The sequence below is a fragment of the Bartonella sp. HY761 genome, from assembly GCF_026743145.1.
Lineage (GTDB): Bacteria > Pseudomonadota > Alphaproteobacteria > Rhizobiales > Rhizobiaceae > HY038.
This window is the reverse complement of record NZ_CP104887.1, coordinates 1,534,710-1,550,755: the sequence shown is the minus strand read 5'-3', so window position 1 is coordinate 1,550,755 and position 16,046 is coordinate 1,534,710. Positions and strand designations below refer to the sequence as shown.

Here is a 16,046-nt window from a genome sequence, read left to right as displayed (position 1 = left end):
GATTTTTAATTTGCCAATTCATACAAAGTAAATAAAACTACTTTGAAATGGTAGAATATATAATTATGACAATAAGTAACGGCATAAAATAAAAGCAGAATATTAAATGCCGTTAATTCATTATTGGATGTTTTTTCCAAGTCTTCCGGCTATATCTTGGATGAATTGCCATGCAACTCGTCCTGATCGATTACCACGGGTTGTAGCCCAAGTTAGCGCTTCTTTACGTAGTTCATTGCTATCAATTGGTAATTTATAGTGCTCCGCATAACCAAAAATCATCGCTAAATAGTCATCTTGGCTGCATTTATGAAATCCAAGCCATAAACCAAAACGATCAGAAAGTGACACTTTCTCTTCAATTGCTTCCGATGGATTAATTGCGCTTGAGCGCTCGTTATCAATCATATCACGGGGCATTAAATGTCGTCGATTGGAGGTGGCGTAAAATAACACATTGGCTGGACGACCTTCAATCCCGCCGTCTAGTGCTGCTTTCAAAGATTTATATGATGTATCGTCATGGTCAAAGGACAAGTCATCACAAAAAAGAATGAAACGATAAGTTGTATCTTTTAAAAGATTCATCAATTGTGGCAAAGAATCAATATCCTCACGATGAATTTCTACAAGTTTTAAGCGCTCTTCACTCTTATTTTCTAGATTAACCGCAGCATGGGCAGATTTAATCAATGATGATTTCCCCATGCCGCGTGCACCCCAAAGCAAAACGTTGTTTGCAGCAAAACCTTGGGCAAAACGGCGGGTATTTTCAACTAAAGTATCACGCGATTGATCAACGCCTTTTATAAGATCAATATCTACCCGATTTACCTTTTTTACCGGACTAAGCGTAAGATTTGCCGCATCCCAAACAAAGCAATCTGCGTTTTCCGCTTCTACTGGTTTGGTAAGTGGTGGTGCGATTTGCCTAAGCACGCTAATCAATTCATCAAGCTTATTTAGCAATTCTGGATTATTAGGCATTGAAATTATCACCTTTATGTCAATATTTTAAAATTATTATTATGTTCTGGGTGTGAAAAATGCAATTCATTGTTTTTGCTAGTTGCTATAAGCTTCGCAACACATTATTTCGTGATAGTAACTGATAGTGGTATATATCGCTATTTTTATCAAATTGCTTAAGGAGTTTTCCTATGTCGTTTATTACACCAGCTTATGCGCAAGCTGCAGGTGGAGGTGGTTCAACATTTTCAATGCTTTTACCACTAGTTCTCATTTTCGTAATTATGTATTTTCTTATTATTCGCCCTCAGCGCGCGCAAATGAAAAAGCATCAAGAAATGATCAATGCTGTTCGTCGTGGCGACAATGTTATCACCGGTGGTGGCTTTATTGGTAAGGTTACCAAAGTTTTTGATGCAGAAGGTGAAGTTGAAGTTGAACTTGCTGATAATGTGCGTGTACGCGTTTTGCGTAGTACCTTGTCAAGTGTTCGCACCAAAGGCGAAGTTGCAGTTGAAAAAACAGCTAGCAAAGCCAATAATAAAGATCGTGGTCATAAAAACGATAAAAATGCTGATGAATCAGTGGATAAAAATGACAGCGATGAAACATCCGCAGAAAAAGATCAGGCATCAGAAAATAAATAATTTAAAATATAGCTAGAGCATTTGAAATTGATAATGTAAGCATTATTATGTCCTAGAGCCCATTCACGAATAATTGTGTCGTTGATGTGCTCTAGTTTGCTTTTATTGTCTTATCTTTTAACATAAAAGTTAATTTTTATTTTGTTGAAATTGCTCTAGCTTTTTTAGTTTGAAAATAAAATAAGTTAATGCTGTAAAATCTTTAAATGGGAATTGAGTAATATGCTATTTTTTTCTGTATGGAAGCGGGTTCTCATTTGGGCAGTAATTTTATTTGGTGTTATTGTTGCATTACCAAATATCTTGCCACACAGCATTTTAAATAAGCTTCCTGAGGCGTATGCTAGCCTTCATTTACCGTTAGGTATAGATTTACGCGGTGGTTCACGGATCGTTATGCAGTTGCCAAAGGATGATGAGCAATTGCGTGCTGATACCATAGATGTGATTACAAGGCGTTTAGATCAATCAAATCAAGATTTTATGGACTATAGCGTTAACGCACAAGGCAGTCATGCAATTCGCGTTGAAGTGCCGGGCTTTTTTAATGTACAAGAATTAAAAGATATCGTTAGTGTACCGGCTAATACTGCTGTTTATCAAGAGGTGGACGGAATTAACGCACAAGATGTTATTACTGGTAAAGTTGCAACGCCTCAAAACAGTGAAATTTTTTATGATTTTTCAGATCCGCCGGTTGGCTATCTTATTGACACTAATGCCGTTATCCGCAGCGAAAACCTGATTGGCGCTTTTGTAAACCCGATAGCCGATAGCAATAATGTACTGGTTAACATAGCTCTTGATGAGGTTGGAGCACAAGCCCTTAATAATTTTACACAAACATCACCTAACAAGCGATTATTCTTTATTATGGATGGTGATATCATCTGGATTGAGAAAAATGTTAAAAAAACTGTTTCTGGTTACCTCGATATAGGCCCTGTTGAGGCTGAGCGAGCTAGTAGTTTTGCAACTCTTATTTCAAGTGGTCCACTTCCAACTGCAGTGACCTTAATTGAAGAGCGCACAATTGGTGCAGATCTTGGCAAGGATTATGCCGCTTCAGGCTTTAAGGCAGCCATTGGCGCTTTATTAGTTGTTGCAATTTTTATGGTTATTTCTTACGGATTTTTAGGTGTTGTTGCAGATATTGCTCTAACCGCAAATCTTGCACTTGTAATAACAATTTTGAGTTTTATTGGCGTTCCACTTTCGCTTGCTGGCTTTGCTGGTCTTGTTTTAACGATTGGTGTTTCGGTTGATGCGATTATTTTGATATATGAGCGCATACGAGAAGACCGCCGTAATGGTTATTCAGTTACACAAGCATTAGAGGCTGGTTTTGCACGAGCAAAGGGCACAATCATTGATGCCAATATTACTACTTTAATTGCTGCCTTAGTTCTTTTCTTGCTAGGTATTGGTCCAATTCACGGTTTTGCATTGACCGTAACCGTTGGCATTATTGTATCGCTTTTTACAACACTTACCTTTACCCGACTAATGATTTCTACTTGGGTTCGCTATTCTAAGCCTGGTGAAGTTCCCGCACGTATTTTCCGCATTGTTCCGGTAAATACCCGCATAGCATTTATGCGTATTGGAAAATGGACACTTGGTATTGCATGCGCACTAATTATTGCAACAGGTGCCTTGACCCTAGTAAGCGGCGTTAATTACGGCATTGATTTTGCTGGCGGTTCGTTGGCTGTTTTAGAGGCTAAAGGCGATCACTCTGACCCTATTGATGTTGCTGAACGGGTAGGAAACCTTAATATTGGTGATGTAGTTGTTACGCAATCTAAAAACGCTAAAATTTTATATCTAACGGTTCCAAGTCAAGAAATGGGCGAGGATGCAGATCAGTCTGTTGCAGTAAAACTCAGAAACGAGTTTTCACAAGATTATCAATTACAACGTATGGACGTGGTTGGGCCGCAAATATCTGAAAACCTATCCTCTGCTAGTTTAGTAGCTGTTATAGTTTCCCTCATTGCTATTTTTGGTTATGTCTGGTTGCGCTTTGATTGGAAGTTTGCGATTGGAGCAGTTGTCACCACTATTCATGACGTAATCATCTTGTTGTTTTTATTCATTGTGTTCCAGTGGCAATTCAATATTTGGAGTATTGCTGCAGTGCTTGCAATTATTGGTTATTCTCTTAATGACACCATTGTTGTTTATGATAGGATAAGAGAACTCTTGCGCAAGGATGGTTATATCCAAATAACATCATTGGTTGATCTTGCCATTAATCGCACGTTGTCGCGTACCTTATTAACATCCCTTGCTACATTAATTGCCCATATTCCACTTTACTATTTTGGTGGCACAGATATGCGTGACTTTGCTTCGGTATTATTGCTTGGGATTATTATTGGAACTTATTCCTCCATCTTTATTGCTGGTCCTTTAGCTGTTTTATTAGGCATAGGGCGCAATAAGGAAATGGAATATGAAGAAGATTTCGTTTCAGAATCAGCATAATCGATATTCTGAAATATTGCATGCTAAATAAATAATAGGAATTTTTATGGTTCAAGGAATTGAAATCCGAGACGCACATTTTCCAGGTAGCGCCCCTATCGATGCCTACGGAAATGGTGGTTTTCGCTTTGCAGATATGTCCCATAAAGGCTCAATTATTTGCGTGCCAAGCGGTATATATGGTATAGATCTCACCCAATCAACGCCAACAATTTTTGATGTTGATCGAGTTTTGCAAGAAGCAGATGCAATTGAGATATTACTGATTGGTACGGGCGTAAAGCTTTTGCGATTGCCAAAAGAGGTGCGTTCAGCACTCCAACAACGCAATATATCTGCCGATACCATGAGTACAGGTGCTGCCGTACGTACATATAATGTATTATTGGCTGAAAACCGCGCAGTTGCAGCAATTCTCTATGCGGTTGAATAATGGATAATACTCAATATTGTATGCAGCTTTTAAAGCAGGGTGATTTTGATCGTTATATCTCCTTGCTTTTTGCACCAGCGAAAAAGCGGGCAGGGCTTGCAGCGTTATTTGCATTTAATCATGAAATTGCACGTATTCGAAATGTGGTGAAAGAACCATTAGCAGGTGAAGTTAGATTGCGGTGGTGGGCGGATAATATTGAAAAAGGTAGCAAGGAGCCAACCCAAAATCCGGTTCTTGATGCTTTGCTTGAGACGATTAGCATTTATGGCCTGCCCGAAAAGGCTTTAATCAATGCATGTGAAGCACGAATTTTTGATCTATATAATGATTCATTCATTACTATCGATGACTTTGAGGGCTATTGTGGCGAAACACAATCCATCCTGTTTAAGCTTGGTTGCCAAATATTGGACGAGTTTGAAGCGCAAAATAGCGACAATGCATGCGGACATGGCGGTGTAAGTGCTGTATTAATGCAAATTTTGCGCTTTTTACCTTTGATCACTGCGGAACATCAATTTTACATTCCTACTGAGATTTTAAATGCTGTTGGTGTTAGCAGAGAAGATATTACTCCAGATAGCAATAATATTGAACAAAAGTCGCGAGTGATTGCAGCTTTAACGGCTTTTGCCTTTGAGCATTATACTGTTTTTAAAACTGCGCAACAAAAATTAGCACCAAGCTTAAGGCCAGTTTTTCTACCCTTAACACTTATGCCACGATATGTTAGACGGACACAGAAGGCTGACTTTATAGCGTTTACAGAGCCATTTGAATTGTCACACTTGCAACGTCAATGGTCCATTTTAAAAACAGCGATCACGGGTAAATTTTCAAACTAGTGCTTTTTTACCAATAGATGATTTATCTTTGACTTCAATTAATGTGATTATGACAAGAATTTTAAGTGTGCCCTTTAAACCAATTTATGTGAAATAGCGCTGCGGTAAAAAATATTAAAATTTGCTGTTTAAGAATCTGACACTAAGATTTGTCACAAGACAGTAATTTTAATATCCAAATGATTATTTTTGATAATTTTGTATAAAAACTTATTTTAAAACATATAGTTATAATTAAATTAAGTTTATCTGTGTTTTTTCTATTTTTGCTGTTGACGTTTTGTCTTCTTAAACGTATGTTCCGCTCACTTTCCGCAACAAATCATGTTGTAAGAGAGCGCGTAGCTCAGCCGGTAGAGCAACTGACTTTTAATCAGTAGGTCCAGGGTTCGAATCCCTGCGCGCTCACCAATTTAGATTTCTTCATTAAAAATTTAGTTGTTTTATTTTTCGGAATAAAGATAAGAATTTAAAAAATTTTGCTGTGCTAATGCTGGTCCAACGAAAATAAGTGCTGTGCGTGAAATATTATGCTCATCAAGACTTATTTTAAGCTCTGAGAGCGTTGTAGGTATTATTTTTTCATTGTCCCAGCTAACATTTGCTGCAATAACAACAGGACATGTGTCCCCATAAAGCGGTGATAATTGTTGGATGATTGTATCTGGGTTTGTAGCAGATAAATGTATTACGATTGTTGCGCCAGATGCCCCTAAATGCGTTAAAGTTTCTTTTTCAGGCATAGCGGATGAGTTTTTTGAAGTGCGGGTAAGAATAATTGACTGGTTAATTCCTGGCAGGGTTAATTCTTGTTTCATAGCCGCAGCTGCAGCTACAAATGAGGGAACGCCAGGAGTTATATCGTAAGGAATACCAATATCCTCAAGACAACGTATCTGCTCGGCAATTGCACCATAGAGTGATGGGTCACCCGAATGTAAGCGTGCTATATTTTGTCCCTTATTATGAGCATCCTTGACGAGCTCAATAATTTGATCAAGTGTCATATCATGGCTACTAATGCGTTTGATATGGGGGGGCAAATCTATCAGCAAATCTTTAGGAATAAGAGAGCCGGCATAAAGACAAATAGGACAGGATTGTAATAGTCTAAGGCCGCGTACAGTGATGAGATCTGCAGCACCTGGGCCCGCACCAATGAAATGCACTGTCATGATAAACCTTTTTCTTGCCCATTTTAAAAATTACAAAAGAAATGATATGTAACGGTCACTTTGAAAATATATTGCTTTAACAAGCTTAACCAAAATCATTAGAGCAATTATTTAGAATTTTGCTCTAATGAATTGTTTTTATTGTTCAATTTAATAAGGTTGCACATCTTCCAAATGTCTGAAATGCCGACTATTTTTCCCATCTTTTATGAAACCACATCCATTGCCCAGGATATTCTCTAACCCAATTTTCAACAATATCATTTATCAATTGAACGCTAGCATTGGTGTCAATTGCACCTTCAGCGTTTTTGGGTAGTTCAACCTTATCGAAAAGTTGTAACTTATATCGACCTTCAGGTAAGCGGATACAACGGGCAGGATAAACGTCGCAATCATATTGACGGGCTAATTTGGCCAGTAATGGATTTGTTTTAACTGGCAAATTGAAAAATGTTGTGTTCAATCCGCGACGAAACTTTTGATCTACCAACATTCCCACATTACCGCTTTCTTGCAAGCGACCGGCAAGAACCCAAGCTGATCCAGCTTTGGAAGGAACCAAATGCCCCATCTTAGTGCGGCGGGCTTTTAAAACCCTTTTTGCGATGTAAGGGTTATTAGGTGGCCTAAATAGCGCCATCACATCAAGATCGTAGGTTGCTGCACAAATCGGTAAAAGCTCAAAATTTCCGGTATGAGCTGTAAAGAAAATATGTGGCTTATTCTCATCTCTGATGCGCTTGAATATTTCCTCTCCTTCAACCTCTACAAAACCAGGCTTATCTGATGTTGGGTCGAAATCGAAAATTTCATCAAGAAAAACATATTCAGCAAAAAGACGCCCCATATTGCGCCACATTTCACGCGCAATCGATTTTATTTCCTTATCGTCTTTTTCAGGAAAAGCAGCACGAAGGTTTTTGAGTGCTACCTGATGACGAGGGGTCATTGGTCCAATTAAACTGGCAAAATTAGCAAAAAACGCAATACTTGGCTTTGCTGGTAAAAACTTAATCGATACCAACATGCCAGCCGCAATATGCGCCCATAACCAATTCCACCAATCTTTAAATTTCATTTTAAGACGGTAAATAAATAACTTGATACGAAGTTTTAACATTTTAGATCAATCTATCTTTAGAATAATTTTTCCAAAGACATCTCGACCTTCCATGCGGCTAAGTGCTGTATCGATCTCTTCAAAACCAACGATGGTGTCAATTACTGGATGAACCAAGCCTTGTGCCATTTTTTGCATAGCATCTGCCATATTTTCCATGCGGCAACCAAATGAACCTAAAATCTTCAATTGTTGTTGGAAAAGCTGCATTAAATTCATTTGAGTTGAAACGCCTGAAGTGGAACCGCAAGTCACAAGACGGGCACCACGTTTCATGCATAACATTGAACCTGCCCAAGTGGTTGCGCCGACATGTTCAAAAACAACATCAACACCTTTTTTGCGGGTTAGCTTGCGTACTACACCTTCAAAGCGATCTTCGCGGTAATTAATAACATGATCGGCACCTAATGCGCGTGCCTTTTCAATCTTATCATCTGAGCCAACCGTGGTGATGATTGTACACCCCATTTTTTTGGCAAGTTGAATAGCGGCAGAACCAATACCAGATCCGCCAGCATGGATCAAAATAGTTTCACCTGGTTGTAGCTTGGCATTGTCAAAAAGCATGTGCTCAACTGTACCAAAAGTTACTGGTGCGACAGCCGCGCCAATTGCATCAACACCGGGAGGAGCAGGCACTAGAAGACGTGCCGGTAGATTTACTTTTTCGCAAGCAAAGCCATCAAGGTGAAAGCCATGCACGCCGCTTACATGCTCACATAGATTGTCGCGACCTTCGCGGCATGCCTTGCAAAGCCCGCAGGTTCTGGCGCCATAAATTGAAACCAATTGCCCTGGATAAACAGAACTGACGCCTTCACCGATGGCAATAACTTCACCAGATGCCTCCGCACCGATGACGAGCGGCATTTTACGTTTGGCAAAGGCCATGCCGCGCCAACCCCAAACATCGATATGATTGAGTGCAACAGCTTTAATGCGTACAGTAACTTCGCCAATAGCTGGCGCATCTGGTTCTGCTATATCGGTAATTTCAAGGCGGCGATCATCTAGCAATTGCAGCGCGCGCATATGTGTAGTCCTCTCAAATAAATTTGCTGCCCTTAAGCATGCAGCATAAAAATAAGCAAGCTTTTAAAAGCTTCTTAAAGCTTATACTCGTGATATCGCATACCATATAAAAGTTTTAAAATAAACCAAATGGATTGAAATTTGCAATATTGATTAGAAAGGCGGCTTCGACAATTGCGTCCAAGTCACCTTAATCTAATTGTTAGTTGTTGTAGGATTTAATTACCAAACTGCTATTTTGACCGCCAAAGCCAAAAGAGTTTGATAATACTGTATCAACTTCTGCTGTGCGGGCAATATTAGGTACAACATCAAGCGGTATTGTTGGGTCAGCTTCTTGATAATTAATTGTTGGTGGCAAAATACCTGAACGAATTGTTAACAGTGAAAATACGGCTTCAATAGCGCCTGCTGCGGTTAACGTATGGCCAATCATCGATTTATTCGAAGATACGGGGATATTTTGAATGTTATCGCCGAATACCGTCGACATGGCAAGGTATTCCATTTTTTCATTCTCAGGCGTTGAAGTGCCATGGGCGTTAATATAACCAACATCCTTAACGTTAAGACCAGCATCGGCCAAAGCTTTGTGGATCGAGCCTATGGCAGGAGACGCATCAGGTTTAGAGCGAGTACGATGGAAATCATCGGCGGTTTCACCACAGCCTGCCAAAATTCCTAATATATTGGCACCGCGTTTAACCGCACTTTCCAATGATTCTAAAACCAAAGCACCAGAACCTTCAGCAATAACAAAGCCATCGCGCCCTTTTGCGAAAGGTTTCGAGGCTTTTTCTGGATGTTCATTTTGCGTGGATAAGGCTGATAAAAGTGAAAAACGGATAAGTGCTTCGGCTGTTACCGATCCATCGGTTCCAATTGTCAAAACACGGTCTGTTTCGCCGCGCCTGATCGCTTCAACTCCCGTTTGAATTGCGGTGGCACCTGATGCGCAAGCTGTCGATAAAGTTACCGGTAAACCACGCGTTCCAAATTCGTCAGCAATTCGCTCAGCAATAAAGCCAAATTGGGTGGAATTATAGAATTCATCATGAGGTTTTTGAGCGCAAGCTTGTAAAGCCAATTGATAGGATGCTTCACCTTGGTCACGCATCTCATCATCTAGGGTAAAACGACTTTTCCAAGCAAGTTCTACCGGTGGGGCTGCTAAAACAAGTGGGCCATCAAAATTTTTGCCGGCAAAACCAGCTTCTTCAAGGGCTTCTCGTCCGGCGAGCAATGCCAATTTTTCCGATAAAGTAGAAGCGCCAAGCTGACTTTCTGGTAAAAAATCAACAGTGCCGGCAATACGCGTTGCAAGGTTCTCAGTTGGAAAACGGCTAATCGCATGAATGCCGCTTATGCCATTCGTCAATTTACGCCAATTTTCTTCCTTGCCAATCCCAAGCGAGGAAACAACCCCCATACCAGTAATGGCAACAATTGGACGACCTAGATGATCAAGATATTGAGACATGGTACAAATATTCCTTAAGCGCGCGTAATATGCGCAATACCTTCAGCGCGTGAAACACCTGCTGTGATGGCAAATGCATCTTTTACTTCACCTTCATAGGCTTTTTCATTGGTGCTAAGTGGTGGGAACGCGCTTTGTTTTTGTACAGCTATTGCTGCAAGGGCTGTTGCAAATAAAAACTGTGCTTCACGCATATGGCCAAAAAGACTGGCAAAACCACGATAGGAAAGCCTTTTTTTTTCTAATGCTGCACGCTCTTGATTGGTTATCTCAATAACGCCCGATGCACCACTAATTGTAAAATTATTCTCTTTTGCGCCAACCTTATCTAACATTTTTGTGAGGCTTGCTTCTAATGGCTGTTTTTTACGGTTGGTTTGATCCGTAATAATTGTTTTCAATTCACCATAAATGGAGGCGCCGCGCGCCTTAGCATGTTCACCTTCTTCAAGTACAAGAAAAACGCCACTCGTGCCAGTTATAGCGCCGCCGCCATGGGCAGAATCGCGCTCCCAAACCGATGACCATTTGTCTTTTTGCAAATAGCCGCCCAAAGCATAGCCAAGCAACATATCATAATGTTCGCTATTATAGGATGCGCCAACCAATGTGTGGGTGCTTTGGCCGCCTCTAATGCGAGCAGCGGCAGTTTCAAGCGCTGCTATACCTGAACCTTCTTCACCCATAAACGTGCGCGATGAACCAGTTACTTTATGGACAATAGAAATATTACCTGCAAGTAGGTTGGATAGTTGAGCAAGAAAAAGGGTAGGTCGCAATTCGGTTGATAGCATCTTATTAAGCAGCACTTCGCGGTCAATACCTGCTTCTCTGCCTTTAGATAAAATTAACTGATCAACATTAATGTCGCGCTCACCGCCGCCTGCTGCTACGATCATATCCATGGTTGAAGTTAAAGCTTCATTACCTTTCATGCCCGCATCTTCTAGGGCAAGACCTGCGGCATAGGTACCAAGACGTTGCCATGTTTCCATTTGACGTTGATCGCTGCGCTTTGGAATTTGACTATTCCAATCAACTTCTCCTAAAGCATGAACCATATAGGGCGCAAAGCGTGCTTCATCTAAATTGGGCTGTGGTTTACCGTTTATTTGTTGCCAATGATGATCCACACCCTCACCAAGCGAAGAGATTAAGCCAATACCGGTGATGAAAACGGATTTTTCTTGCATCATATCCAATGCCCATAAATATACTGCCAAAGGACAAATATTTAAAATTGTCCGCAGAAATGTTAAATTTTTTCTAGATAAGTGTTTAGCACTTAATTACTTACATATCTCCCAATGCCAACTGAAGTGTTTAATATTCATGGCATCAGGAGGTAGAATTATAATTTTAAAAATTATTAGCTGGCAGCTTTTGCTGCAACAAGTTCATCAATCTTGGCGCAAAGATTTTTAAGGACAAAATATTCCTCAGTTTCAGCTTTGCCGTCATTAACTTCTTGTGTCCATTGCTCAAGTGGAATTTTAATGCCAAATTCCTTATCAATAGCAAAAACGATATCAAGGAAATCAAGGCTGTCGATCCCTAGGTCATCAATCGTGTGGCTCTCAGGTGTAATTGTATCACGATCAATTTCACTGGTTTCAGCAATAATATCGGCGACTTTGTCAAATGTTGAGGACAATGTGCAATTCCTTGTTTTAGCAATATATAACATGTTTTTAACATATTAAAAAACACATCACATATAAATTTGTTAACGCTCAATTAGTCTCGTTGAAGCTCATTGGCTTTTGCGAGAGTGTACAATACTCTCTAATTTAAATCCATAGACCTCTTCTTAAAGACCATTTATTCATCCTGCTCTTCGTTATATACGAAATTAGGCTATAATCCAAATTATGATTTATAGCTATCTAATCGCTTTGCAAGTGAAGTAAAAGGGTTAAAAATATATTTTTCACCCTTTTAACTGTTTCAAAGATAATATTTTATCATTTTTTTTGCAAAAAAACTTTAAACTACATATGTTTTAATAATGTTTTGCAAAAAGACAAAATTTTAATAGTCAAAATAATTCATTAGGTTGGGATAATGCGGCGATGGCGACGGAAATAATCTCCCGTGTCAACCTCTTTATCCTTTGCGGTTAAAAGTGCATTTCTTCGATTTGCTTCAACTACAGCTAGGGCAGTCATATTAACAACGCCGCGCGATGTAACCGAAGGTGTTAAAATATGGGCTGGTCTTGAAGGTCCCATTAGAATAGGGCCAACATGCAATGCATCAAGGGTTTGCTTGACAACATTCATGGTAATATTGGCTGAATCAAGATTAGGAAATACCAGAAGATTTGCTTCACCCTTTAAGCGTGAACCTGGTAAAACACGATCACGTAAGGCTTGGGATAGAGCTGAATCACCATGCATTTCACCATCTGCTTCAATCTCTGGAAAACGTTGCGCAAATAGATTAGCGGTTTCGCGCATTTTTTCCGCGCTTTTGCTGCTTTTTGAACCAAAATTAGAGTGAGAAACAAAAGCAATTTTGGGTTCAATACCAAAGCCCTGTAGCTCTTGCGCGGCAAGCCAAGCAATCTCGACCAATTCTTCTGCTGTTGGATCTTGATTAACATAGGTGTCTGTAAAAAATATCGGCGTGCGCTGTGAGATAAGCAAACTTAATGCCGAGAAGCCAGATACGCCCGGTTCAAGGCCGATTATTTGTTCAACCAATTGCAAATTGCGCTCAAAGCGGCCACCAAGACCACAAATCATAGCATCAGCTTCGTCGCGCATAACAGCCAAAGCCGCAATTGCTGTTGTTGATGTACGAACAATTGTGCGGGCAACTTCTGGTGTGACGCCGCGTCTGCCTGTATAGCTTAAAAAGAGATCCACATAATCACGGTAGCGCGGATCGTCATCAGGATTTATCAGCTCAAAATCTTCATTTGGCCTAATTTTTAAACCAAAGCGTCTTAACCTTACATCAATAACATTAGGCCTGCCAATAAGTATCGGAATGGCTGTCTTTTCTTCTAATACGACTTGAGCAGCCCGCAATACACGCTCATCTTCACCATCTGCGTAAATTACCCGTTTTACCTTGGAGCTTTTTGCCGTGGCAAAAACTGGCTTCATAATAAGGCCGGAACGGAAAACGAAGCGATTTAACTCTTCAAGGTAGTGCTCCATATCGGTAATTGGACGTAAAGCAACACCTGTCTCCATTGCAGCTTTGGCAACGGCTGGAGCAATACGCAAAATAAGGCGATTATCAAAAGGCGAGGGAATTAGGTAATCTGGACCAAATTTGGGTACTTCGCCACTATAGGCTTTTGCAGCTGTATCGGAGGTTTCCTCTTGCGCAAGTGCTGCAATGGCAAACACTGCCGCGCGTTTCATTTCTTCATTGATAGCGGTTGCACCAACATCTAATGCGCCACGGAAAATATGCGGAAAGCACAGAACATTATTAACCTGATTAGGATAGTCAGAACGTCCAGTACAAATCATCGCATCAGGACGAACTTTGCGCGCCTCTTCTGGCATGATTTCTGGTGTTGGGTTGGCAAGAGCCATAACGAGAGGCTTTTCAGCCATTGATTTTAACAATTCTGGCTTCAATACTCCGCCAGCTGAAAGACCAAGAAAAATATCAGCATCTTTAATGACGTCACTTAGAGTGCGTGAATCAGTTTGCTGCGCGTAAACTTCTTTCCATCTATCCATGAGACTGTTGCGCCCCTCATAGACAACGCCTTCAATATCGCTGACCCAGATGTTTTCGCGCCGAGCGCCCAGTGAAACAAGAAGATTGAGGCAGGCAAGTGCAGCCGCACCAGCGCCAGAAGTCACTATTTTTGCATGTTCAATACGCTTATTGGCAAGAGAAAGCGCATTGATGACAGCAGCCGCAACAATAATAGCTGTACCATGCTGATCATCATGAAAAACAGGTATTTTCATGATTTTACGTAATTGGTCTTCAACCTCGAAACATTCAGGTGCTTTAATATCTTCAAGGTTGATACCGCCAAAAGTAGGTTCTAAAGACGAAATGGTCTTTACCATTGATTCAATTGTTGGAGCTTCGATCTCAATATCAAAAACATCAATATTGGCAAATTTCTTAAAAAGGACAGCCTTACCTTCCATTACCGGTTTAGATGCTAATGGACCAATATTGCCAAGGCCCAAAACTGCGGTACCATTCGAAATAACCGCAACAAGATTAGCTCTTGACGTATATTGAGCAGCAAGATTAGGGTCATCATGAATAGCAAGACAAGGAGCGGCAACACCCGGCGAGTAGGCTAATGCCAAATCGCGTTGGTTTCCCAAGGGTTTGGTTGCATGAATTTCTAATTTTCCCGGCTTTGGATATTGATGAAAAAACAATGCTGCTTCTTCAAGCTCCGAAAGTTTCTTTTTACCGCTTTTGGTTGTCATTATCTTGCCTTTGTTGCTAATTAACGCTTTTTTGGGCTGTATATATGTTACGCATTTACGTTTAATTTATTGCAATAAATATTAACAATATAGTTATCTGAGTTAGCTTTTTACGCATTAAAAAAATAATTAAAAAGCACTTGCATAAGAGCCGCCGTCAATAACCAAGTTTTGGCCTGTGATATAACCCGATTTTGATGAGCATAAGAAAGCACAAGCATCACCAAATTCTTCCGGATTACCAAAGCGCTTTGCAGGAATATGCGCCATGCGGTGCTTGTAAATATCATCTAATGGAAGTCCACTTGTCCTTTGCTCATTTTCGAGTGAGCCTTTTAGTCGGTCAGTGGCAAACGCCCCAGGCAAAAGATTGTTAATGGTAACATTACTGGATACTACGACTTGCACAACCCCTGCTAAAAAAGCAGTTAAGCCAGCACGAGCACCAGATGATAGATCAAGCCCAGGAATAGGGCGATAAACAGACGTAGACGTGATGTTAACAATTCTACCAAATTTACGGCTAACCATACCATCAATGACGGCTTGAATAAGCTCTATTGGAGTAATCATATTCTGTTCCAGCCCAGCCAGAATTGTTTGTTTATCAAGTTGCCTAAAGTTCTTAAAAGCAGGTCCGCCATTATTGTTTACGAGGATATCTGGATCAGGGCAGGTAGATAATAGCGCTTTTTGCCCTTCCTTGGTTGAGACATCAGCATTGACGATTGAAACTTTAACGCCGGTTGCCATCTGAATTTCATCAGCAGCTTTTTGCAAGATTTCTTTATCTCTACCATTGATAGTGATTTCGCAACCAGCGCGCGCCAACGAAAATGCACAAGCTTTGCCAAGTCCTTTGCTCGAGGCACAGATAATTGCTTTTTTATTTTTCAAACCAAGATCCATTTTGGTCTCCTCATGCAAAGGTTTATTGTTCAATCGGCGATTAAGGGTAATCTAAGCCTATCAATTTATTTAGATTGGCTCCCGTAATGCGGTTAGTTTATACTGATACAAAAACTTAATTCAATCGATCCAACGCAAAAAAATGCGGTTGTTTTTTTATCTATCTTCACAAATGAAAATTATTCAAATCGTTTTAAGCATTTTTTAAGTCCTAGAGCAATTTCAAAATAATGTGAGCAAAATTTTGAATTCGATAAATGCCCAAGTTAATTACAAGTGAATGTAAATTACCGTTGCTGATCTCATTAGGATAGGTGGCTTATTGGTCCGATAGGATGGTTGAAATGTTTGTAATAAAGCCGATTAAGTAAACAAATAACTTTAAATATAATTCACAACTATTTGATTTATAATGCATCATAAGATATTTAATTGAATTTTGATCTATAATGCTGTTAGGCATAAATAACTCATAAATATTGATATATCTCGATATTAAGGTGATGAAACTTT

At 40.0% G+C, this 16,046-nt stretch carries 13 protein-coding genes and 1 tRNA gene; 5 read left to right on the top strand and 9 right to left on the bottom strand.

Annotated features, from left to right (window positions below; all coding sequences use genetic code 11):
* Positions 1–120: 120 nt before the first annotated feature.
* Positions 121–987, bottom strand: coding sequence for an ATP-binding protein (locus N6A79_RS06640; RefSeq protein WP_268547452.1), 867 nt, complete (start codon positions 985–987; stop codon positions 121–123).
* Between the two features lie 173 nt (positions 988–1,160).
* Between N6A79_RS06640 and yajC the strand changes: the two genes are divergently transcribed.
* The 5 genes from yajC to N6A79_RS06615 all read left to right on the top strand — a co-directional run bounded on the left by yajC (position 1,161) and on the right by N6A79_RS06615 (position 5,798).
* Positions 1,161–1,616, top strand: a complete 456-nt coding sequence (gene yajC / locus N6A79_RS06635) for a preprotein translocase subunit YajC (RefSeq protein WP_268547451.1) — start codon at positions 1,161–1,163, stop codon at positions 1,614–1,616.
* A 222-nt stretch (positions 1,617–1,838) separates the two neighbouring features.
* Positions 1,839–4,106 carry a protein translocase subunit SecD gene (secD, locus tag N6A79_RS06630; RefSeq protein WP_268547450.1) on the top strand — a complete coding sequence of 756 codons (2,268 nt, stop codon included), beginning with the start codon at positions 1,839–1,841 and terminating at the stop codon, positions 4,104–4,106.
* A gap of 46 nt (positions 4,107–4,152) precedes the next feature.
* Positions 4,153–4,539, top strand: a complete 387-nt coding sequence (locus N6A79_RS06625; protein WP_268547449.1) for an Mth938-like domain-containing protein — start codon at positions 4,153–4,155, stop codon at positions 4,537–4,539.
* The gene (locus N6A79_RS06620) at positions 4,539–5,387 is read left to right on the top strand and encodes a phytoene/squalene synthase family protein (protein WP_268547448.1); all 849 of its coding nucleotides are present in this window, start codon (positions 4,539–4,541) and stop codon (positions 5,385–5,387) included. Before N6A79_RS06625 ends, N6A79_RS06620 begins: the two co-directional genes overlap by 1 nt.
* A gap of 335 nt (positions 5,388–5,722) precedes the next feature.
* Positions 5,723–5,798: transfer RNA gene (locus N6A79_RS06615), tRNA-Lys, on the top strand.
* A gap of 32 nt (positions 5,799–5,830) precedes the next feature.
* On the opposite strand, the gene cobM is transcribed toward N6A79_RS06615, so the two are convergent.
* The 8 genes from cobM to N6A79_RS06575 form a co-directional block, all read right to left on the bottom strand.
* Positions 5,831–6,562: a precorrin-4 C(11)-methyltransferase gene (cobM, locus tag N6A79_RS06610; protein WP_268547447.1), complete on the bottom strand. Its 732-nt coding sequence runs from the start codon at positions 6,560–6,562 to the stop codon at positions 5,831–5,833.
* Between the two features lie 190 nt (positions 6,563–6,752).
* Positions 6,753–7,685, bottom strand: coding sequence for a lipid A biosynthesis lauroyl acyltransferase (locus N6A79_RS06605; protein ID WP_268547446.1), 933 nt, complete (start codon positions 7,683–7,685; stop codon positions 6,753–6,755).
* A 6-nt stretch (positions 7,686–7,691) separates the two neighbouring features.
* The gene (locus N6A79_RS06600) at positions 7,692–8,720 is read right to left on the bottom strand and encodes a zinc-binding dehydrogenase (RefSeq protein WP_268547445.1); all 1,029 of its coding nucleotides are present in this window, start codon (positions 8,718–8,720) and stop codon (positions 7,692–7,694) included.
* A gap of 202 nt (positions 8,721–8,922) precedes the next feature.
* Positions 8,923–10,200, bottom strand: coding sequence for a beta-ketoacyl-ACP synthase (locus tag N6A79_RS06595; protein WP_268547444.1), 1,278 nt, complete (start codon positions 10,198–10,200; stop codon positions 8,923–8,925).
* Between the two features lie 14 nt (positions 10,201–10,214).
* Complete coding sequence (locus N6A79_RS06590) at positions 10,215–11,393, bottom strand: beta-ketoacyl-ACP synthase (protein ID WP_268547555.1); 1,179 nt, start codon at positions 11,391–11,393, stop codon at positions 10,215–10,217.
* A gap of 176 nt (positions 11,394–11,569) precedes the next feature.
* On the bottom strand, positions 11,570–11,854 hold the full coding sequence (locus N6A79_RS06585; RefSeq protein ID WP_182419414.1) for an acyl carrier protein: 285 nt from the start codon (positions 11,852–11,854) through the stop codon (positions 11,570–11,572).
* A gap of 397 nt (positions 11,855–12,251) precedes the next feature.
* Positions 12,252–14,624, bottom strand: coding sequence for an NADP-dependent malic enzyme (locus N6A79_RS06580; RefSeq protein ID WP_268547443.1), 2,373 nt, complete (start codon positions 14,622–14,624; stop codon positions 12,252–12,254).
* 129 nt (positions 14,625–14,753) lie between these two features.
* Positions 14,754–15,533, bottom strand: coding sequence for an SDR family oxidoreductase (locus N6A79_RS06575; protein ID WP_268547442.1), 780 nt, complete (start codon positions 15,531–15,533; stop codon positions 14,754–14,756).
* Positions 15,534–16,046: the final 513 nt, after the last annotated feature.

What these genes read in the sequence shown, in the direction of transcription:
- N6A79_RS06600 (WP_268547445.1), bottom strand. Translation starts at nt 8,720, where the DNA reads ATGCGCGCGCTGCAATTGCTAGATGATCGCCGCCTTGAAATTACCGAT.
- N6A79_RS06595 (WP_268547444.1), bottom strand. Translation starts at nt 10,200, where the DNA reads ATGTCTCAATATCTTGATCATCTAGGTCGTCCAATTGTTGCCATTACT.
- cobM (WP_268547447.1), bottom strand. Translation starts at nt 6,562, where the DNA reads ATGACAGTGCATTTCATTGGTGCGGGCCCAGGTGCTGCAGATCTCATC.
- N6A79_RS06640 (WP_268547452.1), bottom strand. Translation starts at nt 987, where the DNA reads ATGCCTAATAATCCAGAATTGCTAAATAAGCTTGATGAATTGATTAGC.
- N6A79_RS06620 (WP_268547448.1), top strand. Translation starts at nt 4,539, where the DNA reads ATGGATAATACTCAATATTGTATGCAGCTTTTAAAGCAGGGTGATTTT.
- secD (WP_268547450.1), top strand. Translation starts at nt 1,839, where the DNA reads ATGCTATTTTTTTCTGTATGGAAGCGGGTTCTCATTTGGGCAGTAATT.
- N6A79_RS06590 (WP_268547555.1), bottom strand. Translation starts at nt 11,393, where the DNA reads ATGCAAGAAAAATCCGTTTTCATCACCGGTATTGGCTTAATCTCTTCG.
- N6A79_RS06625 (WP_268547449.1), top strand. Translation starts at nt 4,153, where the DNA reads ATGGTTCAAGGAATTGAAATCCGAGACGCACATTTTCCAGGTAGCGCC.
- yajC (WP_268547451.1), top strand. Translation starts at nt 1,161, where the DNA reads ATGTCGTTTATTACACCAGCTTATGCGCAAGCTGCAGGTGGAGGTGGT.
- N6A79_RS06605 (WP_268547446.1), bottom strand. Translation starts at nt 7,685, where the DNA reads ATGTTAAAACTTCGTATCAAGTTATTTATTTACCGTCTTAAAATGAAA.
- N6A79_RS06580 (WP_268547443.1), bottom strand. Translation starts at nt 14,624, where the DNA reads ATGACAACCAAAAGCGGTAAAAAGAAACTTTCGGAGCTTGAAGAAGCA.
- N6A79_RS06575 (WP_268547442.1), bottom strand. Translation starts at nt 15,533, where the DNA reads ATGGATCTTGGTTTGAAAAATAAAAAAGCAATTATCTGTGCCTCGAGC.